At 54.7% G+C, this 20,974-nt stretch carries 21 protein-coding genes, 1 tRNA gene and 1 pseudogene; 15 read left to right on the plus strand and 8 right to left on the minus strand.

Annotated elements, in window-relative coordinates:
• Window position 1: 1 nt before the first annotated feature.
• The 4 genes from ACOTWU_RS05935 to ACOTWU_RS05950 all read right to left on the minus strand — a co-directional run bounded on the left by ACOTWU_RS05935 (window position 2) and on the right by ACOTWU_RS05950 (window position 4,825).
• Entirely contained in the window at window positions 2–2,011 is a 2,010-nt protein-coding gene (locus tag ACOTWU_RS05935; protein ID WP_126498788.1) for a protein-disulfide reductase DsbD family protein, read from the minus strand.
• Window positions 2,012–2,059: 48 nt separating this feature from the next.
• Window positions 2,060–2,419 carry a hypothetical protein gene (locus tag ACOTWU_RS05940; protein ID WP_032649430.1) on the minus strand — a complete coding sequence of 120 codons (360 nt, stop codon included), beginning with the start codon at window positions 2,417–2,419 and terminating at the stop codon, window positions 2,060–2,062.
• Window positions 2,420–2,543: 124 nt separating this feature from the next.
• On the minus strand, window positions 2,544–3,977 hold the full coding sequence (gene bglA, locus ACOTWU_RS05945; RefSeq protein WP_017382891.1) for a 6-phospho-beta-glucosidase BglA: 1,434 nt from the start codon (window positions 3,975–3,977) through the stop codon (window positions 2,544–2,546).
• 116 nt (window positions 3,978–4,093) lie between these two features.
• Entirely contained in the window at window positions 4,094–4,825 is a 732-nt protein-coding gene (locus ACOTWU_RS05950; protein WP_015571796.1) for a MurR/RpiR family transcriptional regulator, read from the minus strand.
• Between the two features lie 266 nt (window positions 4,826–5,091).
• On the opposite strand from ACOTWU_RS05950, the gene trhA reads away from it, so the two are divergent.
• Window positions 5,092–5,751: a PAQR family membrane homeostasis protein TrhA gene (gene trhA, locus ACOTWU_RS05955; protein WP_003863433.1), complete on the plus strand. Its 660-nt coding sequence runs from the start codon at window positions 5,092–5,094 to the stop codon at window positions 5,749–5,751.
• A 111-nt stretch (window positions 5,752–5,862) separates the two neighbouring features.
• On the opposite strand, the gene ygfZ is transcribed toward trhA, so the two are convergent.
• On the minus strand, window positions 5,863–6,843 hold the full coding sequence (gene ygfZ, locus ACOTWU_RS05960) for a tRNA-modifying protein YgfZ (protein ID WP_022649306.1): 981 nt from the start codon (window positions 6,841–6,843) through the stop codon (window positions 5,863–5,865).
• Window positions 6,844–7,137: 294 nt separating this feature from the next.
• On the opposite strand from ygfZ, the gene sdhE reads away from it, so the two are divergent.
• Together sdhE and ACOTWU_RS05970 are read left to right on the plus strand one after the other, a co-directional pair.
• Complete coding sequence (sdhE, locus tag ACOTWU_RS05965; RefSeq protein WP_003863437.1) at window positions 7,138–7,404, plus strand: FAD assembly factor SdhE; 267 nt, start codon at window positions 7,138–7,140, stop codon at window positions 7,402–7,404.
• On the plus strand, window positions 7,385–7,795 hold the full coding sequence (locus ACOTWU_RS05970) for a protein YgfX (RefSeq protein WP_017382887.1): 411 nt from the start codon (window positions 7,385–7,387) through the stop codon (window positions 7,793–7,795). Before sdhE ends, ACOTWU_RS05970 begins: the two co-directional genes overlap by 20 nt.
• A gap of 1 nt (window position 7,796) precedes the next feature.
• On the opposite strand, the gene fldB is transcribed toward ACOTWU_RS05970, so the two are convergent.
• Window positions 7,797–8,318: a flavodoxin FldB gene (gene fldB, locus ACOTWU_RS05975; RefSeq protein WP_015571793.1), complete on the minus strand. Its 522-nt coding sequence runs from the start codon at window positions 8,316–8,318 to the stop codon at window positions 7,797–7,799.
• Between the two features lie 101 nt (window positions 8,319–8,419).
• Between fldB and xerD the strand changes: the two genes are divergently transcribed.
• From xerD to lysS, 5 genes are all read left to right on the plus strand, one after another.
• A complete protein-coding gene (gene xerD / locus ACOTWU_RS05980) occupies window positions 8,420–9,316 on the plus strand; it encodes a site-specific tyrosine recombinase XerD (protein WP_003863442.1) in 897 nt (298 codons plus the stop codon).
• 28 nt (window positions 9,317–9,344) lie between these two features.
• Complete coding sequence (dsbC, locus tag ACOTWU_RS05985; protein ID WP_023295380.1) at window positions 9,345–10,058, plus strand: bifunctional protein-disulfide isomerase/oxidoreductase DsbC; 714 nt, start codon at window positions 9,345–9,347, stop codon at window positions 10,056–10,058.
• 5 nt (window positions 10,059–10,063) lie between these two features.
• Window positions 10,064–11,797, plus strand: a complete 1,734-nt coding sequence (gene recJ, locus ACOTWU_RS05990; protein WP_017382886.1) for a single-stranded-DNA-specific exonuclease RecJ — start codon at window positions 10,064–10,066, stop codon at window positions 11,795–11,797.
• A gap of 90 nt (window positions 11,798–11,887) precedes the next feature.
• A protein-coding gene (gene prfB / locus ACOTWU_RS05995) for a peptide chain release factor 2 (RefSeq protein WP_096147815.1) occupies window positions 11,888–12,986 on the plus strand; the annotation gives its coding sequence in 2 pieces (ribosomal slippage) (window positions 11,888–11,962 and window positions 11,964–12,986; 1,098 coding nt in all).
• Between the two features lie 9 nt (window positions 12,987–12,995).
• Window positions 12,996–14,513: a lysine--tRNA ligase gene (lysS, locus tag ACOTWU_RS06000; RefSeq protein ID WP_003863452.1), complete on the plus strand. Its 1,518-nt coding sequence runs from the start codon at window positions 12,996–12,998 to the stop codon at window positions 14,511–14,513.
• A gap of 48 nt (window positions 14,514–14,561) precedes the next feature.
• On the opposite strand, the gene idi is transcribed toward lysS, so the two are convergent.
• Window positions 14,562–15,104: an isopentenyl-diphosphate Delta-isomerase gene (gene idi / locus ACOTWU_RS06005; protein ID WP_003863454.1), complete on the minus strand. Its 543-nt coding sequence runs from the start codon at window positions 15,102–15,104 to the stop codon at window positions 14,562–14,564.
• Between the two features lie 163 nt (window positions 15,105–15,267).
• Here idi and actS point away from each other — a divergent pair, with 163 nt between their 5' ends.
• The 4 genes from actS (at window position 15,268) to ACOTWU_RS06025 (ending at window position 17,601) form a co-directional block, all read left to right on the plus strand.
• Window positions 15,268–16,008: an amidase activator ActS gene (gene actS, locus ACOTWU_RS06010; protein ID WP_022651807.1), complete on the plus strand. Its 741-nt coding sequence runs from the start codon at window positions 15,268–15,270 to the stop codon at window positions 16,006–16,008.
• An 80-nt stretch (window positions 16,009–16,088) separates the two neighbouring features.
• A tRNA-Gly gene (locus tag ACOTWU_RS06015) sits at window positions 16,089–16,162 on the plus strand.
• Between the two features lie 537 nt (window positions 16,163–16,699).
• On the plus strand, window positions 16,700–17,242 hold the full coding sequence (locus ACOTWU_RS06020) for a type IV secretion protein Rhs (RefSeq protein ID WP_033487626.1): 543 nt from the start codon (window positions 16,700–16,702) through the stop codon (window positions 17,240–17,242).
• 2 nt (window positions 17,243–17,244) lie between these two features.
• Entirely contained in the window at window positions 17,245–17,601 is a 357-nt protein-coding gene (locus tag ACOTWU_RS06025) for a putative T6SS immunity periplasmic lipoprotein (RefSeq protein ID WP_033487625.1), read from the plus strand.
• A gap of 21 nt (window positions 17,602–17,622) precedes the next feature.
• On the opposite strand, the gene ACOTWU_RS06030 is transcribed toward ACOTWU_RS06025, so the two are convergent.
• Window positions 17,623–18,267: a LysE family translocator gene (locus ACOTWU_RS06030; protein WP_033487624.1), complete on the minus strand. Its 645-nt coding sequence runs from the start codon at window positions 18,265–18,267 to the stop codon at window positions 17,623–17,625.
• Between the two features lie 185 nt (window positions 18,268–18,452).
• Here ACOTWU_RS06030 and ACOTWU_RS06035 point away from each other — a divergent pair, with 185 nt between their 5' ends.
• The 3 genes and pseudogenes from ACOTWU_RS06035 to ACOTWU_RS06045 all read left to right on the plus strand — a co-directional run bounded on the left by ACOTWU_RS06035 (window position 18,453) and on the right by ACOTWU_RS06045 (window position 20,923).
• Complete coding sequence (locus ACOTWU_RS06035) at window positions 18,453–18,596, plus strand: hypothetical protein (protein WP_252049351.1); 144 nt, start codon at window positions 18,453–18,455, stop codon at window positions 18,594–18,596.
• Window positions 18,597–18,855: 259 nt separating this feature from the next.
• Window positions 18,856–19,525 (plus strand): annotated as a pseudogene (locus ACOTWU_RS06040) (isochorismatase family protein).
• Window positions 19,526–19,747: 222 nt separating this feature from the next.
• Window positions 19,748–20,923 carry an OmpP1/FadL family transporter gene (locus ACOTWU_RS06045; RefSeq protein WP_049134892.1) on the plus strand — a complete coding sequence of 392 codons (1,176 nt, stop codon included), beginning with the start codon at window positions 19,748–19,750 and terminating at the stop codon, window positions 20,921–20,923.
• The last annotated feature ends 51 nt before the right edge of the window (window positions 20,924–20,974 follow it).

The raw sequence follows: 20,974 nt of genomic DNA on the forward strand, positions 1-20,974 counted from the left end.
GTTATTTTCCTTTTGCATCGGACAGGGTGCTCAGCACCGCTTCGCGGCTTAACAACGCAGGCAGCACGTGGCCCTGCGGTAATCCCGGTCCGTAGATCTGGTTAAACGGTACGGCGGCGCTGCCGCGCGTGGTTAAGAACTGGCTGATGGTATCTGAGGGGCGGCTCCAGTCGCCGCGCAGGGCGACAACGTCCGGGGCGGAGAGCGCATCCTGCACGTCGTCGCGCAGCAGCACGTTGTATTTATTGGCTTTACAGGTCACGCACCAGTCGGCGGTCACGTCGACGAACACCCGTTTGTTCTCCGCCAGCGCGCGGGCAATGGCCTGCTCGCTGAGCGGCTGCCAGTGAATACGATCGCGGCGGGAACCCTCGCCGCCGGAACCGGATACAAACGCGACCGCCCCGGCCACCACTACAGCTAATACCCCGGCGCGCAGTGCCGTTTGCCAGCGGTAGCGCCAGGCGGTGACCAGCAGCAGCGTAAGGATCAGGAACACGCCCAGCGTGATGACGGGCAGGCTGCCAATGTGCACCGTCAGCAGGCTCAGCAGCCACAGCGATGAGCCGAGCATCATCATCCCCAGCACTACGCGTACGACGTTCATCCAGCGTCCCGGACGCGGCAACCGCTGGGCCAGCCCCGGCCAGGCCGCCACCAGCAGCCACGGCAGGCTCATGCCGATACCCATCGCCAGGAAGATCCCCCACAGCAGGGGAAGCGGTGCCGCCAGCGCGACCGAGACCGCCGTACCCAGGAACGGCGCGGTGCAGGGTGTCGCCAGCAGCGTGGCAAACGCGCCTTGCCAGAAATGACCCGCAAGCCCGTTGCCGCCGCGCGTGGCGAGGAAGGTGCTGGCGCCGGAAGGGAGACGGATTTCAAACAACCCCAGCAGGCTGGCGCTGAAAAGCACCATCACCAGCGCCATCGCGCCAATAAACCACGGATTCTGGAACTGGATCCCCCAGCCGAGCGCCTGATTGCCTAAGCGTAAAACCGTCATCATCAGCGCCAGCGCGAGGAACGAGATCACGATCCCGGCTACCGACGCAAGAAACTGTCGGCGTACCTGACCCCGCGCCTGCCGTTCGGTTTGCATCAGCGTGCCTAGCTTCATGGCCAGCACGGGCAGTACGCAGGGCATGACGTTAAGGATCAGACCGCCCGCCAGCGCCATCAGCAGCACCCAGCCTAACGAGAGCGTCGGCGCGGCGTTCCCCGGCTGAATGCTCAGGCTGGACTCCTGCGCCTGCCCGCTATCGGCCAGAACCAGCGACAGGGTTTTGCCGCTGAGGTTGGGCGCGGCCTCGCCCCAGTTGTCCGTCACGGGCACGGTGGCGACCAGCGAGTCACCGCGAACGGTGAGGGCCGGTTTGCCGAAATCAACATCATCCATACCGTCGATAAACAGGGACGGCGCCTGCCAGCCTGCGTCACGCTGCGCCGTTACGGTCAGCTTGCCGGGGGCATAGGTGGCGTTAAGCGTTGAGGTCAACCCGCCGCTGAGCGGAAGGGTGCCCATGGCCCGACTGAAATCGTAATCAAAACCGGCACCTGCGGATGCGGTCATGTTCAGCGAAAACGGGTAGTCGGTAAGAATACAGACGTTGCTACAGGTGGAGAGCGTCAGTACGCCGCTCAGGATCTTCGGGACGTCGCCCCGCAGAGTGATGGGAAAGCTGACATCGCCGTGGTAGCCCTGCGTGGTGATGCCCGCGACGTCGAAACGCTGCGGCACAGGCCAGCGCCAGATCGCCTCGACGGGCTGATGCCATTTAATCGCGGGTGCGACGCCGCCTTCGCCCGGCGAGCGCCAGTAGGTTTTCCAGCCTTTTTGCAGGGCGACGTCCAGCAGCAGGCGGGTTTCGCCAGTGCTTTCGGGTTGCGCACGCAGCCTGACGCTGGCGTGCTGATTATCGGCGGCGCGCAGCCAGCCGCTGTCGGCAGCCTGGCTGAGGGGCAGCCATAGCCAAAGCAGGCAGACCAGCAGTCGCCTGAATACAGTAAACATAAATTTTCTCCGTAAATGATGAATTAACCTGAAGTAACAGGCGAAGGCTCATTCACGGAAGACGCATAATCGCAGATGCACCCTTAACCGGGGCGAGGAGATAACGCGGGGAGGCCACTGCCGTTCGCGGCGCGGTGGACTGGCTGCCAGCAACGCCAGCAGCAGGGTGACGGCAATCAGGGCGCCTTCAAATAAAACAGGCGGGACCGACATCAGCGACTTGGCGCTAAGCTCACACGGGGTTACCGGTGCGTCGGTACTCTCCTGCCCCTGCTGGACAGACTGGCTCGTGGCGGTGACGTTCATGACAAGCGCGTGCATCCCGGCCATCCGCTGGGCGGTGCATATCAGCACCACCAGGCAGGCCAGGGCTACAAGCAGGATAGCGTTGCGTTGTCGCTTAATCATGTTCGCCTCAAATATTCAGGACGCCTATATTATCGGGCGAACATATTTTGGCAACGCAAAAGCTGTAAAGAAGTGTCTGGAAGATAAGCGGTTTGCCCTCTCTGCTTGCAGAGAGGGCGAGCCATTACAGCGTTTCGCCGTTGCTGGCAATGACGGTTTTATACCACTCGAAGCTCTTCTTACGGGAGCGGGACATGTCACCGGTACCGTCATCGTGCTTGTTGACGTAGATAAAGCCGTAGCGCTTACTATACTGGCCGGTGGTGAAGGAGACGCAGTCGATGCAGCCCCACGGCGTGTAGCCCATCAGATCCACGCCATCCCAGGTCACCGCCTTCATCATCTCTTCCACGTGGGCGCGCAGGTAGTCGATGCGATAGTCATCGTTGATGCTGCCGTCCTCTTCCACGGTGTCGTAGGCGCCGAAACCATTTTCCACGATAAACAGCGGCTTCTGATAACGTTCGTACAGTTCACACAGCGAATAGCGCAGGCCTACCGGATCAATCTGCCAGCCCCAGTCGGACGCCTTGACGTGTGGGTTCGGCACGCTGCCCTCGAAGCCGGAAATGGCGTCACCGGTACCGCCTTCCGCTTTGACCGCGTTGGTCATGTAGTAGCTGAAACCTAAGTAATCGCAGGTGCCTTCACGCAGGATCTGCTCGTCGCCCGCTTCCATTTTGATGGAGAAGCCACGGCGCTCCCACTCGTTCAGCACGTAAGACGGGTAGTAGCCGCGCAGCTGTACGTCGGTAAAGACGTAGCGCTCGCGCATGGATTCCTGAGCGAACATGACATCTTCTGGCTTGCAGGAGTACGGATAGAGCGCCACCATCGCCAGCATGCAGCCGACTTTCATTTCCGGGTTAATGCGGCGTGCGGCTTTCACCGCCAGCGCGCTGGCCACGAACTGGTGGTGCAGCACCTGGTACATGGTCTCTTCCGGGTTGTCGTGCTCGGTATAGACCACGCCAGAGCAGCAGTAGCCGAACAGCGGCGCACGCCAGTTGCGCTGGTTGTTGATTTCGTTGAAGGTCATCCAGTATTTGACCTTATTTTTGTAGCGCTCAAATACCACTTCCGAGAAGCGCACAAAGAAATCGACCACTTTACGGTTGGTCCATCCGCCATATTCCTGAACGAGGTGCAGCGGCATTTCAAAGTGGGAGAGGGTGATCACCGGCTCGATGTTGTACTTCAGCAGTTCATCGAACATGTCGTCGTAAAACTTCAGCCCCTCTTCGTTTGGCTGAGTTTCGTCGCCTTTCGGGAAGATGCGCGTCCAGGCGATGGAGGTACGGAAACATTTGAAGCCCATCTCGGCAAACAGCCTGATGTCTTCTTTGTAATGGCCGTAGAAGTCGACGGCTTCGTGGTTGGGGTAATATTTGCCTTCAATCACTTCCTGCGTGATTTCTCGCGGAACGCCGTGTGCGCCGCCGGTGAGCACGTCGCAGATGCTTGGCCCTTTGCCGCCTTTGTTCCAGCCGCCTTCAACCTGGTGCGCCGCTACCGCGCCGCCCCATAAAAAATCTTTCGGTAAGGTGAGTTTTTTCATCTTTGCTATTCTCAATTCAGGACTTATTGATTTCGAGTCTAGCAAAGCGGAATTAAATGTCACGATATAACATTTTGCGGAAATTGTAATTTGTCACATCAAAAAAACAGGATGTTTTATTCTGTTAATTTCTTCGCCAGTTTCCGGCCTAATGATTCCAGAATATAGATGACGGGAATTTGCGTGGTGATATCGTAAACGCCGCCAATGCGCGTTTGCGGGACATGCCAGGAGAGGTTAAAGTCCGCCAGCTTTGCGAGACGTGAATGTTCGTGGCTGGTGACTGAGAGCACCTTGCAGTGGTGCAGGCTGAACTGGCTGGCGAAGCGCAGGATCTCCTCGGTTTCGCCGGAGACGGAGAGTACAATAGCCAGCGCATTTTTAGCCATATCGTTAGTGACTGGAAAATAAGGATCGTCGATATGGTTGCTGAATTTCCCGATATTTGAAAAGAAACGTGCGCCATATTTTGCCAGCGATCCGGAGGTGCCCGCACCGACAAAAATAATTCGTTCAGATGATAAAATAATATCGACGGCGTTATCTAATAGCGCATCAAACTCTTCGTTATTTACGCTTTTAAAGAAGCTGATGATTTCACTGGCACCAAAATTCGCCTGCTGCGGCTCGTTCTGCTCCAGATAGAGTTTAAAGCGCACCCGAAATTCCGAGTAGCCATCGCAGTTAAGCTTGCGGCAGAAGCGCAGGATGGTAGTAGTGGAAACGCCCGCCGCATCCGCCAGCTCGCGGATGGTCATGTACATCACTTTATCGCGGTTCTTAATGACATAGTTGTAGACCATCATTTCCAGATTGTTGAGGCTGGCAATGGCGGAATGGCTGAACATACTCACAATGGCTAAACTCGCTGTCGGACACTATTCCTGAAGCATACCATGATGACGAAGGGCGGGAGACGGATTTATCTCCTTGATTACTTAGATGTTAATGAAATCATTTACACCTGTGCGGTGGATTGTTTTTACATTATGCTGATTTATAAGGATAAATCTTGAATGTGGATTTATTTTAGCTAACAGGTGTTCACTGGAATCATTCTCAGTTAGCATAGACTGGCGATGAATAATCATCTTTTGTTTTCCCGGAGTTAAGTATGGTGAGCAGACCATTAATCGCACAGGGATATTCGCTGGCTGAGGAAGTAGCCAACAGTATAAGCCACGGCATTGGCCTGGTTTTTGGGATTGTCGGCTTAGTGTTATTGCTGGTACAGGCAGTGGATACCAACGCCAGCGCGATGGCCATTACCAGCTACAGTCTGTATGGCGGGAGTATGATCCTGCTTTTCCTGGCCTCAACGCTGTATCACGCTATTCCGCATCAACGGGCGAAGATATGGCTCAAGAAATTTGACCACTGCGCTATCTATCTTCTTATTGCGGGTACCTATACGCCGTTTTTGCTGGTGGGGCTCAACTCACCGCTGTCGCGTGGCCTGATGATTGTGATCTGGAGCCTGGCGCTGCTGGGGATCCTGTTTAAGCTGACTATTGCGCACCGGTTTAAAGTGTTGTCGCTGGTTACCTATCTGACAATGGGCTGGCTGTCGCTGATTGTGGTGTATCAGTTAGCCATTAAGCTGGCGGTGGGGGGCGTGACGCTTCTGGCGGTGGGCGGGGTGGTCTACTCGCTGGGCGTGATTTTCTACGTCTGCAAGCGTATCCCGTATAACCATGCCATCTGGCACGGCTTTGTGCTGGGCGGCAGCGTGTGCCACTTCCTGGCAATTTATCTGTATGTTGGGCAGGTGTAGTTTTTTTGTAAGGTGCGGTCTGATGCCCTCACCCCGACCCTCTCCCACAGGGAGAGGGAGAATATCAACACCGTAGGCCCGGTAAACGCAGCGCCACCGGGCGATACAGCATCAATCTTCCAGAGAATACGGTAGCGGCTCAATGCTGAGCGTGTTTGCATCATCCCGCACGCGGAACACGCTGTCGGGCTCCATATCATTATTCATGACAACCTGCACCAGCAGGCGGCCATCATCGAGCTGGACGGCGGCTAACACGGTGCCGGTACGGCGCCAGTTTTCGCCCATCTTCATCTCAAGATCTTCACCCGCTTCCGGCACACGGCTGGCGTGACCAGCCAGTGTCCACAGGGCGCGTTTGTTCGCGCCGCGGAATTTCGCACGCGCCACCATTTCCTGACCGGTGTAGCAGCCCTTCTTAAAGCTGATACCACCCAGCGCCTGGATGTTTGTCGCCTGCGGGATAAACTGCGCGCTGTTTGCCGCGTCAATCACCGGCAGGCCCGCTTCGATGTTCAGCGCCAGCCACTGCTGGCTGTTGTTGAGCTGTGCTTCACCGCGCAGGGCGTCAGTGACGCGTTCCGCCGTTGCTTCGTCGGTTACCAGCAGGAAGCGCTCCGCCGGGTGTTCGAACCACAGAATGGAGGTCGCTCCCTCGCTGACCAGCTGTTTTTCAGCATCCGGCAGCTCGGCAAACAGGTTTTTCAGCGCTGCACGCGCCTGGAAACCCGCGACCCCCAGCAGAACGTGTTCATCGTCCGGGGCGATGGTGACTTTAGAAAAGACCGCGTATTTTTTCAGCTCTTTAAGCTGGGCGTCACGCAGGCTGCGGCGCTCAATAAAGGCGAATCCGTCCTGACGGCGGAACAGACGCAGGTTGCTCCACATTTTGCCTTTTGGATCGCAATGCGCGGCCAGCAGATGCTGGTGCTCAGTCAACTGCGCCACGTCCGCCGTGACCTGGCCTTGCAGGTATTTTTCACTGTCCGCACCAGTCAGTGTCGCCAGTGCCCAGTCATCAAGAGTAATCAGCGTCAGCGGCAGACGCGCAGAGGCGGCGGGCTGGCGAGGAGAAAATGGTGTAAATGCCATAGTGATGTCCTGAATTGCTTAACGCTTTGATAATACCTAATGGTAAAAGAGACTGTATTCAATGCAAGCGCTTTCAGCAGGCCATTCGTGCCATTACGCGGTTATGCGTGGCGCTACGCAAAATAGTGTAATCCGCTGTCTTTATAAGGATTATTCAGGGAGCCTGCTCGAGGTTCGCAATATTCCAGTAAAGAAACGGTCAAAAACACGTTACACTAGCAGGTGTTCCCGGAGAGCAATAATGAATACCAAACGGGATACCGACTGTGCCAAACGTAATGCAGGAAACAGAACATGGATATTAACAACAAAGCCCGTATTCACTGGGCGTGCCGTCGCGGCATGCGTGAACTTGATATCTCCATCATGCCTTTCTTCGAATATGAGTACGACAGCTTAAGCGATGACGATAAGCGCCTGTTTGTCCGTCTGCTTGAGTCTGACGATCCGGATTTATTCAACTGGCTGATGAATCACGGCAAGCCCGCCGACACCGAGTTGCAACGGATGGTGCAATTAATTCAAACACGGAATCAGGAACGTGGTCCTGTGGCAATCTGATCTTCGCGTCTCGTGGCGCTCACAGTGGATGTCCTTACTGCTCCACGGTCTGGTGGCGGCACTGGTGTTATTGGTGCCGTGGCCGCTTAGCTATACCCCTCTGTGGTTGCTATTGCTGTCGTTTGTGGTGTTTGACAGCGTGCGCAGCCAGCGTCGAATCAACGCCCGTCAGGGTGAAATTAAGCTGCTGATGGATTCTCGCCTGCGCTGGCAGGGAAAAGAGTGGGAGATGATGGGGACGCCGTGGATGCTTAATACCGGGATGATGCTACGGCTGCGTCGGGTCGAGGATAACCGTCGCCAGCACCTGTGGCTGGCCGCAGACAGTATGGATCCTGCGGAGTGGCGAGATCTGCGCCGGTTGATCGTGCAACAGCCGACGCAGGAGTAAATCAGCTGAACTGCTCGGCCATCTCACCCAGAATCTGCTCGCACCAGCTCTGGAGGCGCTCGTCGCTAAGATCGTACTGGTTGGTTTCATCCAGCGCGAGCCCGACAAACAGCTGACCGTCGGCAATAATCGGTTTTTGACTGGTGAACTCATAGCCTTCCGTAGGCCAGTAGCCGATAAAGGTCGCGCCCTTTGGCGCCAGTTTGTCGTGCAGCATGCCGAGTGCGTCAAGGAACCACTCCCCGTAGCCCAACTGGTCGCCCATGCCGTACATCGCAATGATTTTGCCTTCAAAATTGACTGAATCGAGCTGATCCCAGATGGCTTCCCAGTCTTCCTGAATCTCACCAAAGTCCCAGGTAGGGATACCCAGAATGAGCACATCGTACTGCTCCATCAAGGCAACCGCGTCATCTTTCAGGTTATGCAGCGTCACCAATTCCGGGCCAATGATGTCACGAATTTTCTCCGCCGCCATTTCGGTGTAGCAGGTGCTGGAACCATAGAACAGACCAATATTCATCGCGTAACTATCTCAATTCTTGCTATGACTTTGCGCGTAGTGTACCAGAAACCGATGGCATTCAGGCATAATGGCCAGATTGCTGAACCAAAGGGGCTGATGTGGAAAAGGATCTCGCACTCATCGAACAGTTTCTCGACGCGCTGTGGCTGGAGAAAAACCTCGCTGAAAATACGCTCAGCGCCTATCGTCGGGATCTCACGCTGCTGGTCGAGTGGCTGGCACATCGTGGGCTGACGCTTGAAAGCGCGCAAAGCGATGACCTGCAAGGGTTACTGGCTGAGCGGATGGAAGGGGGGTACAAAGCCACCAGCTCTGCACGTCTGCTGAGCGCCATGCGCCGCCTGTTCCAGCACCTGTACCGCGAGAAGATCCGCGCGGATGACCCCAGCGCACTGCTGGCATCGCCTAAACTGCCTCAGCGGCTGCCAAAAGATCTCAGCGAAGCACAAGTTGAGAGATTATTACAGTCGCCCGCAGTTGACCTTCCGCTGGAGTTACGCGATAAAGCCATGCTTGAACTATTGTATGCCACGGGCTTGCGCGTTTCCGAGCTGGTGGGCCTGACGATGAGCGATATCAGCCTGCGTCAGGGCGTGGTGCGCGTTATCGGTAAAGGGAACAAAGAACGGCTGGTGCCGCTGGGTGAAGAGGCGGTCTACTGGCTGGAGACGTATCTGGAACACGGGCGTCCGTGGCTGCTGAACGGCGTCTCCATAGATGTATTGTTCCCGAGCCAGCGCGCGCAGCAGATGACGCGACAAACGTTCTGGCATCGCATTAAACATTACGCCACACTGGCGGGTATTGACAGTGAGAAGCTGTCGCCGCACGTTTTGCGTCACGCCTTCGCGACGCATCTGTTAAACCACGGCGCTGATTTACGCGTGGTGCAGATGTTGCTTGGACACAGCGATCTTTCAACGACGCAAATATACACCCATGTCGCGACGGAACGCCTGCGGCAGCTACACCAACAGCACCACCCTCGCGCGTGAGTGCCGACGAATTGTTACAGGAACAAATATGAAAAAGTCTTTAGCGCTGCTCACCCTGCTGGCAGCTTCGATTTCCGGTATTGCCCATGCGGACGATGCCGCCATTAAACAGTCTCTGACGAAACTCGGCGTCGCCAGCAGCGAGATCCAGCCAGCGCCGGTGGCTGGCATGAAAACGGTGCTGACCAACAGCGGCGTGCTGTACGTGACCGAAGACGGCAAGCACATCATTCAGGGGCCTATGTACGACGTGAGCGGCGCGCAGCCGGTGAACGTCACTAACCAGCTGCTGATGAAAAACCTGAACGCGCTCGAAAAAGAGATGATTGTCTACAAAGCGGCGCAGGAAAAGCACGTTATTACCGTCTTCACCGACATCACCTGCGGCTACTGCCACAAGCTGCATGAAGAGATGAAAGACTACAACGCGCTGGGCATTACCGTGCGTTACCTGGCTTTCCCACGTGCCGGCGTGCAGAGCCAGCCTGAGCAGGATATGAAAGCGATCTGGTGTGCGAAAGACCGCAACAAGGCCTTTGATGACGCGATGAACGGCAAAGGCGTGAAGCCCGCGTCCTGCGATATCGACATCGCTAACCACTACGCGCTGGGCGTACAGTTTGGCGTGAGCGGTACGCCAGCCATTGTGCTGAGTAACGGCTACGTGGTGCCGGGCTACCAGGGGCCAAAAGAGATGAAAGCGTTCCTCGACGAGCACCAGAAACAGATGGGTGGTAAATAATTCGCGTGAAAGCCCCGATAAAACTGCGCCGCCGCGATGCGGGTGAAACCGCGGATTTACCAGACACGCTTCCGCTGCTGTTAAAGCGGCTGTACGCCAGCCGTGGCGTGCGTACGGCAAGCGATCTTGAGCGCAGCGTCAAAGGCATGCTGCCCTGGCAAGCGCTGAGTGGCATCGAAAAAGCGACTGAAATGCTCTACGACGCGTTCCGGGAAGGCACGCGGATTGTCGTGGTGGGCGATTTCGATGCCGACGGCGCAACCAGTACCGCGCTGAGCGTGCTCAGCCTGCGTGCGCTGGGCTGCGATAATGTGACTTACCTGGTGCCGAACCGGTTTGAAGACGGCTACGGCCTCAGCCCGGAAGTGGTCGATCAGGCCCACGCCCGTGGCGCACAGATGATCATGACCGTGGATAACGGGATCTCTTCTCATGCGGGGGTCGATCATGCCCATGCGCTGGGGATCCCGGTACTGGTCACCGATCACCACCTGCCGGGCGAAACTCTGCCTGCCGCCGAAGCCATCATTAACCCGAACCTGCGCGACTGCGATTTCCCGTCGAAATCGCTGGCCGGAGTAGGGGTGGCGTTTTATCTGATGCTGGCGTTACGCACGCTGCTGCGAGATAAGGGCTGGTTCGAATCGCGCGGAATTGCCGTGCCGAACCTCGCGGAGTATCTCGATCTGGTGGCGCTGGGAACCGTGGCGGACGTGGTGCCGCTCGATACCAATAACCGTATTCTCACCTGGCAGGGCTTAAGCCGCATTCGGGCAGGTAAATGCCGTCCGGGGATTAAGGCGCTGCTGGAAATTGCCAACCGCGATCCGCTGAAGCTTGCGGCAAGCGATTTAGGCTTTGCCCTCGGCCCGCGCCTGAACGCGGCGGGGCGGCTGGATGATATGTCGGTTGGCGTTGCGCTGCTGCTGTGCGACAACATCGGCGAAGCGCGCGTGCTGGCCAGTGAGCTGGACGCACTCAACCAGACCCGTAAAGAGATTGAGCAGGGCATGCAGGCCGAAGCGCTGACCCTGTGCGAAAAGCTGGAGCGCAGCGGCGACACCCTGCCGGGTGGGCTGGCGATGTATCACCCCGAATGGCACCAGGGCGTGGTGGGCATTCTGGCGTCGCGCATTAAAGAGCGTTTCCACCGCCCGGTGATCGCGTTCGCCCCCGCCGGGGACGGCACGCTGAAAGGCTCCGGTCGTTCCATTCAGGGTCTGCATATGCGCGATGCGCTGGAGCGTCTGGATACGCTGCATCCGAACCTGATGATTAAGTTCGGCGGTCACGCGATGGCGGCAGGCCTGTCGCTGGAAGAGGCGAAGTTCGACGAATTCCAGCGTCTGTTTGGCGAACTGGTCACCGAGTGGATCGATCCGGCTCTGTTGCAGGGTGAAGTGGTTTCTGACGGTGAGCTTTCACCGGCTGAAATGACCATGGAGGTGGCGCAGATGCTGCGCGATGCCGGCCCGTGGGGGCAGATGTTCCCGGAACCGCTTTTCGACGGACGTTTTCGTTTGCTGCAACAGCGCATCGTGGGCGAACGCCATCTCAAAGTGATGGTGGAACCGGTCGGCGGCGGACCGCTGCTCGATGGCATCGCCTTTAACGTTGATACCTCCATCTGGCCGGACAACGGCGTGCGCGAGGTTGAGCTGGCCTATAAGCTGGATATTAACGAGTTCCGCGGTAACCGCTCCCTTCAGATCATCATCGACAATATCTGGCCAATTTAGCGTCAGTAATCTCTATAAAAAAGGGCGTGGATTCGGTACAATCCCGCTCTTATCACCGCATTTTGACAAGCTCATAAAAGAAAACAGACCATGTTTGAAATTAATCCGGTAAAAAACCGCATTCAGGACCTCACGGAGCGCTCTGACGTTCTTAGGGGGTATCTTTGACTACGATGCCAAGAAAGAGCGTCTCGAAGAAGTAAACGCCGAGCTGGAACAGCCGGACGTCTGGAACGAACCTGAGCGCGCTCAGGCGCTGGGTAAAGAGCGTTCCTCCCTCGAAGCCATCGTAGATACGCTGGATCAAATGGCGCAGGGTCTGGAAGATGTTTCTGGGCTGCTGGAGCTGGCTGTCGAAGCCGACGACGAAGAAACCTTTAACGAAGCCGTGGCAGAGCTCGACGTGCTGGAAGAGAAGCTGGCGCAGCTGGAATTCCGTCGCATGTTCTCCGGCGAATACGATAGTGCTGACTGCTATCTCGATATTCAGGCAGGTTCTGGCGGTACCGAAGCGCAGGACTGGGCGAGCATGCTGATGCGCATGTACCTGCGCTGGGCGGAAGCGCGCGGTTTCAAAACCGAGATTATCGAAGAGTCCGAAGGTGAAGTGGCGGGTATCAAATCCGTCACCATCAAGATTATTGGCGATTACGCTTACGGCTGGCTGCGTACCGAGACCGGCGTTCACCGCCTGGTGCGTAAGAGCCCGTTCGATTCCGGCGGCCGTCGTCACACCTCCTTCAGCTCCGCGTTTGTCTACCCGGAAGTGGATGAAGATATCGATATCGACATCAACCCGGCGGACCTGCGTATCGACGTTTACCGCGCATCCGGCGCGGGTGGTCAGCACGTTAACCGTACGGAATCTGCGGTGCGTATTACCCACATTCCAACCGGGCTGGTAACACAGTGCCAGAACGACCGTTCCCAGCATAAGAACAAAGACCAGGCCATGAAGCAGATGAAAGCGAAGCTTTATGAGCTGGAGATGCAGAAGAAAAATGCTGAGAAGCAGGCGATGGAAGACAACAAGTCCGATATCGGCTGGGGCAGCCAGATCCGTTCTTACGTCCTTGATGACTCCCGCATCAAAGACCTGCGTACCGGGGTTGAAACCCGCAACACGCAGGCGGTGCTGGACGGCAGCCTGGACCAATTTATCGAAGCAAGTTTGAAAGCAGGGTTATGAGGAACCAACATGTCTGAACAACAAGCACAGGGCGCTGACGCGGTAGTCGATCTTAACAACGAACTGAAAACCCGCCGCGAGAAGCTGGCAGCGCTGCGCGAGCAGGGCGTGCCGTTCCCGAACGATTTTCGTCGTGACCACACCTCAGACCAACTGCACGCAGACTTCGACGGTAAAGAGAACGAAGAGCTGGAAGCGCTGAACGTTGAAGTGTCCGTGGCGGGCCGCATGATGACCCGTCGTATCATGGGTAAAGCGTCCTTCGTGACCTTACAGGACGTTGGCGGCCGCATTCAGCTGTACGTCTCTCGTGACGACCTGCCGGAAGGCATCTACAACGAGCAGTTCAAAAAGTGGGACCTCGGCGATATCCTGGGCGCTAAAGGTAAACTGTTCAAAACCAAGACCGGTGAACTGTCTATCCACTGCACCGAACTGCGTCTGCTGACCAAAGCCCTGCGCCCGCTGCCGGACAAGTTCCACGGTTTGCAGGATCAGGAAGCGCGCTATCGTCAGCGTTACCTGGATCTCATCTCTAACGATGAATCCCGTAAGACCTTCAAAATTCGCTCCCAGATCATGGCCGGTATTCGCCAGTTCATGGTTAACCGCGACTTTATGGAAGTAGAAACCCCGATGATGCAGGTGATCCCAGGCGGTGCCTCTGCCCGTCCGTTCATCACCCATCACAACGCCCTGGACCTGGACATGTACCTGCGTATCGCGCCGGAACTGTATCTGAAGCGTCTGGTGGTCGGCGGTTTCGACCGTGTGTTTGAGATCAACCGTAACTTCCGTAACGAAGGTATCTCCGTACGTCATAACCCAGAGTTCACCATGATGGAACTCTATATGGCGTATGCGGATTACAAAGATCTGATCGAGCTGACCGAATCCCTGTTCCGCACCCTGGCGCAGGACATTCTGGGCACCACCCAGGTGCCTTACGGTGAAGAGGTGTTCGACTTCGGCAAGCCGTTCGAAAAACTGACCATGCGCGAAGCGATCAAGAAATACCGTCCGGAAACCAACATGGCGGATCTGGATAACTTCGACTCTGCGAAAGCGATCGCTGAAAGCATCGGTATTAAGGTTGAGAAGAGCTGGGGCCTGGGTCGTATCGTGACCGAGATCTTCGAAGAAGTGGCCGAAGCGCACCTGATTCAGCCGACCTTCATCACCGAATACCCGGCGGAGGTGTCTCCCCTGGCGCGTCGTAATGACGAGAACCCGGAAATCACTGACCGCTTCGAATTCTTCATCGGTGGCCGCGAAATCGGTAACGGCTTTAGCGAGCTGAACGATGCAGAAGATCAGGCGCAGCGCTTCCAGGATCAGGTTAACGCGAAAGCGGCAGGTGACGACGAAGCGATGTTCTTCGACGAAGACTACGTGACCGCGCTGGAGCACGGTCTGCCGCCGACGGCTGGCCTGGGTATTGGTATCGACCGTATGGTGATGCTGTTCACCAACAGCCACACCATCCGCGACGTGATCCTGTTCCCGGCGATGCGTCCGGTGAAATAAGCCGTTAAGACGTAAAAAAAGCCCCGTGCGTTTATCGCCGGGGCTTTTTTATTGCGCCGCGAAGGCGCTGAGTTTTTCACGCGCGGTGTTCGCTTCCTGCACCATCCACGGGCTAAATGCCCACGGTGTGGCGTCCAGCGCGCGGAATAGCGCGTCCAGCTCCACCCACTGATACTCCATCACTTCATCGTCATTGATTGCGAGGGTATTCGTTACGCGGGCGGCATAGACCGGGCAGATTTCGTTTTCAACGATCCCTGACGGGTCGGCTTCACGGTAGCGGAACTCCGGGGCAATGGGGGTGATGTCTGTGATTTCGGCGCCGACTTCAAAGCGACAGCGGCGGATAATCGCCTGCTCTGTCGCTTCGTCGGCCTGTGGATGACCGCAAACGGAGTTGGTCCATACGCCGGGCCAGGCTTTTTTACTTAATGCGCGCCGGGTGATCAGACATTCTCCATTAGCGTTAAACAGCCATGAAGAGAAGGCCAGGTGTAGCGGGGTGTGTGACGTGTGCGCGGCGTACTTCTCCTGAGTGCCAATCACCTTTCCCTGGTCATTTACCAAAATAACGTGTTCTTGAATACTCATTGATGCTCCAGTGCCAAAATGCTTAATGGTTCAGCACCATCAGCGGAATTATTATACTGCATTCTTATGCGAACGGTTTGGCCCACAGAGCGGAAAAGGGCATGACCCGCATCAGTTTGGGCTGCTATCATAGTGCGCCATTCACGCTGACCGAGGAGCTGTTTTGTTTGCAGGAAGCCTGACGAGAAACCCGATCATTGCCGTTTTCTGCCTGACGCTGACGCTACTTGTAGCAGGATGCTCGGGGAGTAAATCTTCGGATATGGGCAGTTATTCCGGTGCAGTCTATACCGTTAAGCGCGGGGACACGCTCTACCGCATCTCACGCGCCACGGGAACCAGCGTGAAGGAGCTGGCGCGCCTGAATAATATCTCTCCACCTTATACTATTGAGGTAGGGCAGAAGCTCAAGGTTAACGGCGGTTCCTCCTCAGGGAAAAAGTCCTCAACGCGTAAAACAGCCAAAGTCACGCCATCCTATCAGGTGCCTAAATCATCCTGGCCGCCGGTCGGTCAGCGCTGCTGGATCTGGCCTGCAAGCGGAAAAGTGGTTGCGCCGTACTCGCTCTCGGAAGGTGGCAATAAAGGTATTGATATCGCTGCCGCACGCGGCACACCGGTTTACGCTTCAGGGGCCGGGAAGGTGGTCTATGTCGGTAACCAGCTTCGTGGATACGGTAACCTGATCATGATTAAGCATGGTGAGGACTACATTACGGCGTATGCGCATAACGACACGATGCTGGTCAATAACGGGCAGAACGTGAAGGCGGGGCAGAAGATTGCGACCATGGGCAGTACCGGGACGGATACGGTGAAGCTGCACTTCCAGATCCGCTATAAGGCTACAGCCATCGATCCGCAGCGTTATCTTCCGGCGCAGGGCAGTAAGCCGAAGTGTTAAGTGATTATTTAATCGCCACTTAGTGGGGTAAAGGCTTGTATGAAGAGGCGTAAGGTCTATAATGCCTTACGCACCTCAAAGCGGGCGTAGTTCAATGGTAGAACGAGAGCTTCCCAAGCTCTATACGAGGGTTCGATTCCCTTCGCCCGCTCCAGATCTCTCCCCTCGTACGAACGCCTTAAAATCATTCTCTATCAGCAGCTTAAATAATTATCTGTTTTAGCCGCCTATGAGTTATGCCATCGTGATCCGCCCTTGGTAACTGTCACGCTAAGTTACATGGTGAGAAGACAAGATAACTCAGCGTTGGTGTCAGTTGCATCCTCACATCGCGATAGCAAAACGTGAAGAAAAAGCCACCCTGGTATTGTTATGTCATCGACAGACTGCTCAGACGCATTTAAGCCCGATGTGCGGCCTTATGAGCCACGTAATAACCATAACTGCAAACGACCTGTAGGCTTTATCAACGTTTCAGCCACGCTCCCGCAAGGGTACACGGTTATCCTGATAAGGTGTGATCCCTCTGACGGTCTGATGTTGTCGTCTAACGGCTCCGCTTGTTGCTGTATCACCAACGGGGAGTAGTGTTTGCACCGTCACTGTGTTTAATAAATGGCTAATGTTCGCGTATAGACTATTTCGACTTATGTTTTTACGATGTAGATAAATCATACAAGGAGGATAGTTTATGAGCGCATATGCAGAGGAAGGAACATTGCGCCGGATGACCTTAGGCGAGATTGCAATGGCTCGCAGAGTGTTCGGTGATTCGATAGTGTATAGCCGTGTCTGGATTCATTGCGACAGCTATTTACCGTTCGGCCTCCAGAAACAGAACTACGCGATGACTCCCAACGGGGAGTTGTGGTACAGAAAACAGATGTACAGGGAAGACTTTTCCGCAAACTCGGTTTTTGTTGAAGATAAATATGTTTTCATCCATGAATTGGGGCATGTCTGGCAACACCAACACGGGCAATGGGTGAGAATGCGGGGTGCGTTTAGCTGGGCTGCTGAATATACCTACAGGCTGGATAAAGAAAAGCTCACTGATTACTCTCTTGAGCAGCAAGCCTCTATTTTAGCTGATTACTGGTTACTGCTGGTTTATGGGATTAGTAAGTGGTCTTATTATCAAAGGCCTGGGCGCATGGGGATGTACAGAGGCGTAGATAAGTTGCAGGATGTCCCTTCGCTTTACCAAAAAATCGTAACAGGGAAGGGGTGTTAAACATGAAGAACAAAATGTTGCTGGGTGTTGTATTCCTCTTGACGGGATGCCCTGGGCCTGGTGATCGAATGGTAGATCGTGAATCTACAACGGCATTTATCAAAGATAATCAAGTTTGTGTGGTGTCACCACTGGAGCCACAGGAACGGATCACTGCTATCCAAATCAACAGTGATAATAGCGACTCTCTTCACAAGATTTTTGATGATAAGCCCGTGTATGTTCAAAAGGGCGGGTGTCTTCCTGTGTTCGGATTTAAGTTTACACCTGGAGAGCGGTATAACTTCGCGTATGACGTCCAATCTGATAAATCAGGGTCACATTTAGTCACTGCTGAATTTTCTTATCCCAAAGAATAAGGGGCTGAACGCCCCATATTCTTAACGGCGTGTAAACGCCAACCTGAGCCCTAATCCAATGAATGTTACACCAACAATTCTATCCAGTATTTTCTGCAACCTTCTGTTTTGCGAAACGGTTCCAGCTGCACTACCTGCAAGTACGGCGAACGTTAAATCAGTCATAAAAGCGATCAATGCGTAGGTCATACCCAGGAGTAGAAAAGAAGCTGTCTGGTGCTCGCTTCCAGGCGCAACGAATTGAGGGAAAAAGGAGATGAAGAATAACAGTACCTTCGGGTTGGTTAAGGTAGTTATGAAACCTTTAGTAAGTAGACTCGTCAGTGTCGCTTTTGCCTTAACGCTTTCAGCTTCGTTGTGATTAGTGGTTTGCTTTGTCAGCGTTCCCCAAATCATCTTACTACCGAGATACATCAGATAAGCCGCACCGAGAGACTTAATGATGGTGAACATCATCGGAGATGCTGTTATCAACGCGGTTAATCCCACAGCGCTTGCAATTGCATGTGTGCAACTACCTAATGCTACTCCAGCGGCAGAGATAATTCCCGCTCGTCTTCCATTAACCACGCTTTGACCTACCACGTATGCTATATCAGGCCCAGGTGTAACGGAAAGGAGAAATACAGACAGGGCGAAAAGCCCAAAATGAGTTATGTCCAGCATAGCTATCTCCGGAAAAAATTAAGCACCTCCATGCTAACACTGAATTTTTATGCGTAAAGGGTGATTTGCTATGCTTTTAATCTTCTTCTGCTAAACGACGAATCACCCATGGCATAACACGCTAAGTTGCACATTTCCTGTACCCTGGATACCCTGAGATTAATCCTAATAACTCAAGGGTGAGTATGGCTACCGGGAAGAGAAAGAACCTAAAGGAATCACCTGAAGAAGAGTTAGATCGCTTGCTGGATGAGCTTGAACTCACAGAGGAGCAACGGGAGTTTATCGAATCCATGCGGGAGGATAAGGGCGATCCCAGTAGTGAGTAACGCTTGCCTTCAGCCGAGCGAATACGAATGGCCGCGTAACGGCATTGTAAAGATCTTTTCTCCTCACGAGGGCTTTCCGTCAGCGTCGATGGCTCAGCGTACCGTGCCAGAAATTGTCCTGAAATGATGCGGTATTCAGACCGGATCGAACTACTATTCATTATGATTTATCAATGCATTATACCCTGACCATGTGCATGTAAAATCGCGGAGCCGGGAGAGTTGACGGCAATGTAAAAGAAATCATGAAGAAAGAAATATGGCTGCTACAAACGGTATGATTGATACTGATGACGCTGTAATTTTACTCATCGACCATCAGAGTGGCTTATTCAACACGGTACGTGATGTGCCTGTACCAGACCTTCGTAATTATGTGACAGCGATAGCCAAAGTTGCCACGCTTTTAAATATCCCGGTGATCACCACGGCCTCTGTTCCTGACGGTCCCAATGGCCCGCTCATCCCGGAAATTCACAAATATGCACCCCATGCCGTGTATGTTCCACGCACAGGGGCAGATTAATACCTGGGATAATCCGGCGTTTGTGAAGGAAGTGGAAAAGACGGGCAGAAAGACCCTGATTATTGCCGGCACGCTCACCAGCGTCTGCATGGCGTTCCCTGCGGTTAGCGCTGTCCAGGAGGGGTATAAGGTTTACTGTGTTGTGGATGCCTCGGGGAACTGGTCCAAAATCGCGACCGATACCACCATCGCGCGCGTGGCTCAGGCGGGGGCGATCCCTACCGATACGTTTGCCATTGTCGCTGAATTAATGAGAACCTGGAACCGCGAGGAAGGTTCTCGCTTTGCTGAGATCCTGGCAGAGCATGTCTGTCCGGAATATAAGTGCCTGATTGAAAGTTTCGGCAAAGCTCAGGAAATTGCCAGAACGGGCCCGGAAACCAATCTGGAGCATTATAAGTAAGGCCGGATAAACCTGAACAAAATTCCTGGATTTTATCGTCCTGTACCTGAACGTATTACAGGTGCAGGACGTAGCGGCGCCTTATTCCGGACGTCGCTGAATTGTCAGAGATATTAAGAGGGGCTGAACCGCGCATAATTTAAAATTAAACCCTCTTCCTTTTTACGTCATCAGGCGCCCCTGTTATATCTGTCGGCAAATTTTTTATTTCCCGGATCGCAGATGAAAACACGACTCCTCCTGTGCGCGGGCTTATTTGCCGCCTCCAGTGCCCATGCCAGCGCCCTCTATTTTTATGAAGCCGGCACCGAAGATACCGCGCTTGCCGGAGCAGGGCAGGCGGCTCGTGCGCAGGATGCCTCGACAATCATGACCAACCCTGCTGGCATGACGCGCCTGCCGGATCATATGGTCACCGGTGGGTTACAGGTTATGGATGGCTCCATCGATAACCAGCTGGATAACGATGCCCATCAAAGCCCCGGCGACGTGATGAAAACCATCCCGAATGCCAGCGCCTTTTATAGCCAGAAGATAAACGATGATCTTTATGCCGGGATCGGGCTTTACGGTAATTACGGTCTGGGGATCGATTACGGTAGCTGGGCGGGCGACAGGCTGATTAAAAAGAGTACCCTGGTTGCAATGACGCTCAGTCCGTCACTGGCATACAAGCTCAACGACCGACTCTCAATAGGGGCGTCCGCCAACGTTAATTACGGTTATTTCTCGCTGACCCGCAACGTTAATGATAATGACTATCGGCAGCATGATGAGGACTGGGCCATGAGCTATCGGCTTGGGCTACTCATGCAACTGACCGACCAGACGCGAGCCGGTATTACATGGAACAGCGAGACGAACTATCGCTACTCTGTTAACGGCAAAGCTCGAGTACAGAATGGTGCCTACGACCTCCCGGTGTCGGCACAAATCAGCGCGCCGCAGCAAATCATGCTCAGTCTTGTGCATGATATTAACCCTCGGTGGTCGGTTATGGGCGATCTCGGCTGGCAGGACTGGAGCCAGTTCGGTGCCCCGCAAATCGTCGTTGGGGATCGGCAACTGAACAACGTCAGCCGCCTGAAGGATACGTGGCACGGCGCGGTGGGCGTGCAGTATCGTCCAACACCTCAGTGGCGACTGAATACCGGTGTGGCGTTCGACAGCTCTCCGTATGAGAGTCAGAGTGATGTGGCCTTAACTTTACCCACCGGGGATGAGTGGCGATTTGGCACGGGAGCCCAGTATCAGATCACCCCGGCCAGCAATATTGGTATTGCCGTGTCGTATCTTCATATGCAGTCGTCGCATGTGAAATCCCCGACGGCGTTTGCCGGAAGTTACGATCATCCTTATCTTTGGTTTGCCAGCGTCAACTACAGCTATCAGTTTTGATCGGCTAACCGCTTAAAATATATGGTCTATAATGGCAGATATTGAATGTCA

Origin of the sequence: Enterobacter cloacae complex sp. GYL001 (assembly GCF_049237125.1) — a bacterium.
In the GTDB taxonomy this organism is placed as follows: Bacteria; Pseudomonadota; Gammaproteobacteria; order Enterobacterales; family Enterobacteriaceae; genus Enterobacter; species Enterobacter hormaechei_C.

Coding starts and splice junctions, on each gene's coding strand:
- ACOTWU_RS05935 (WP_126498788.1), bottom strand. CDS start 2,011: ATGTTTACTGTATTCAGGCGACTGCTGGTCTGCCTGCTTTGGCTATGG.
- ACOTWU_RS05940 (WP_032649430.1), bottom strand. CDS start 2,419: ATGATTAAGCGACAACGCAACGCTATCCTGCTTGTAGCCCTGGCCTGC.
- bglA (WP_017382891.1), bottom strand. CDS start 3,977: ATGAAAAAACTCACCTTACCGAAAGATTTTTTATGGGGCGGCGCGGTA.
- ACOTWU_RS05950 (WP_015571796.1), bottom strand. CDS start 4,825: ATGTTCAGCCATTCCGCCATTGCCAGCCTCAACAATCTGGAAATGATG.
- trhA (WP_003863433.1), top strand. CDS start 5,092: ATGGTGAGCAGACCATTAATCGCACAGGGATATTCGCTGGCTGAGGAA.
- ygfZ (WP_022649306.1), bottom strand. CDS start 6,843: ATGGCATTTACACCATTTTCTCCTCGCCAGCCCGCCGCCTCTGCGCGT.
- sdhE (WP_003863437.1), top strand. CDS start 7,138: ATGGATATTAACAACAAAGCCCGTATTCACTGGGCGTGCCGTCGCGGC.
- fldB (WP_015571793.1), bottom strand. CDS start 8,318: ATGAATATTGGTCTGTTCTATGGTTCCAGCACCTGCTACACCGAAATG.
- dsbC (WP_023295380.1), top strand. CDS start 9,345: ATGAAAAAGTCTTTAGCGCTGCTCACCCTGCTGGCAGCTTCGATTTCC.
- lysS (WP_003863452.1), top strand. CDS start 12,996: ATGTCTGAACAACAAGCACAGGGCGCTGACGCGGTAGTCGATCTTAAC.
- idi (WP_003863454.1), bottom strand. CDS start 15,104: ATGAGTATTCAAGAACACGTTATTTTGGTAAATGACCAGGGAAAGGTG.
- ACOTWU_RS06020 (WP_033487626.1), top strand. CDS start 16,700: ATGAGCGCATATGCAGAGGAAGGAACATTGCGCCGGATGACCTTAGGC.
- ACOTWU_RS06025 (WP_033487625.1), top strand. CDS start 17,245: ATGAAGAACAAAATGTTGCTGGGTGTTGTATTCCTCTTGACGGGATGC.
- ACOTWU_RS06030 (WP_033487624.1), bottom strand. CDS start 18,267: ATGCTGGACATAACTCATTTTGGGCTTTTCGCCCTGTCTGTATTTCTC.
- ACOTWU_RS06035 (WP_252049351.1), top strand. CDS start 18,453: ATGGCTACCGGGAAGAGAAAGAACCTAAAGGAATCACCTGAAGAAGAG.
- ACOTWU_RS06045 (WP_049134892.1), top strand. CDS start 19,748: ATGAAAACACGACTCCTCCTGTGCGCGGGCTTATTTGCCGCCTCCAGT.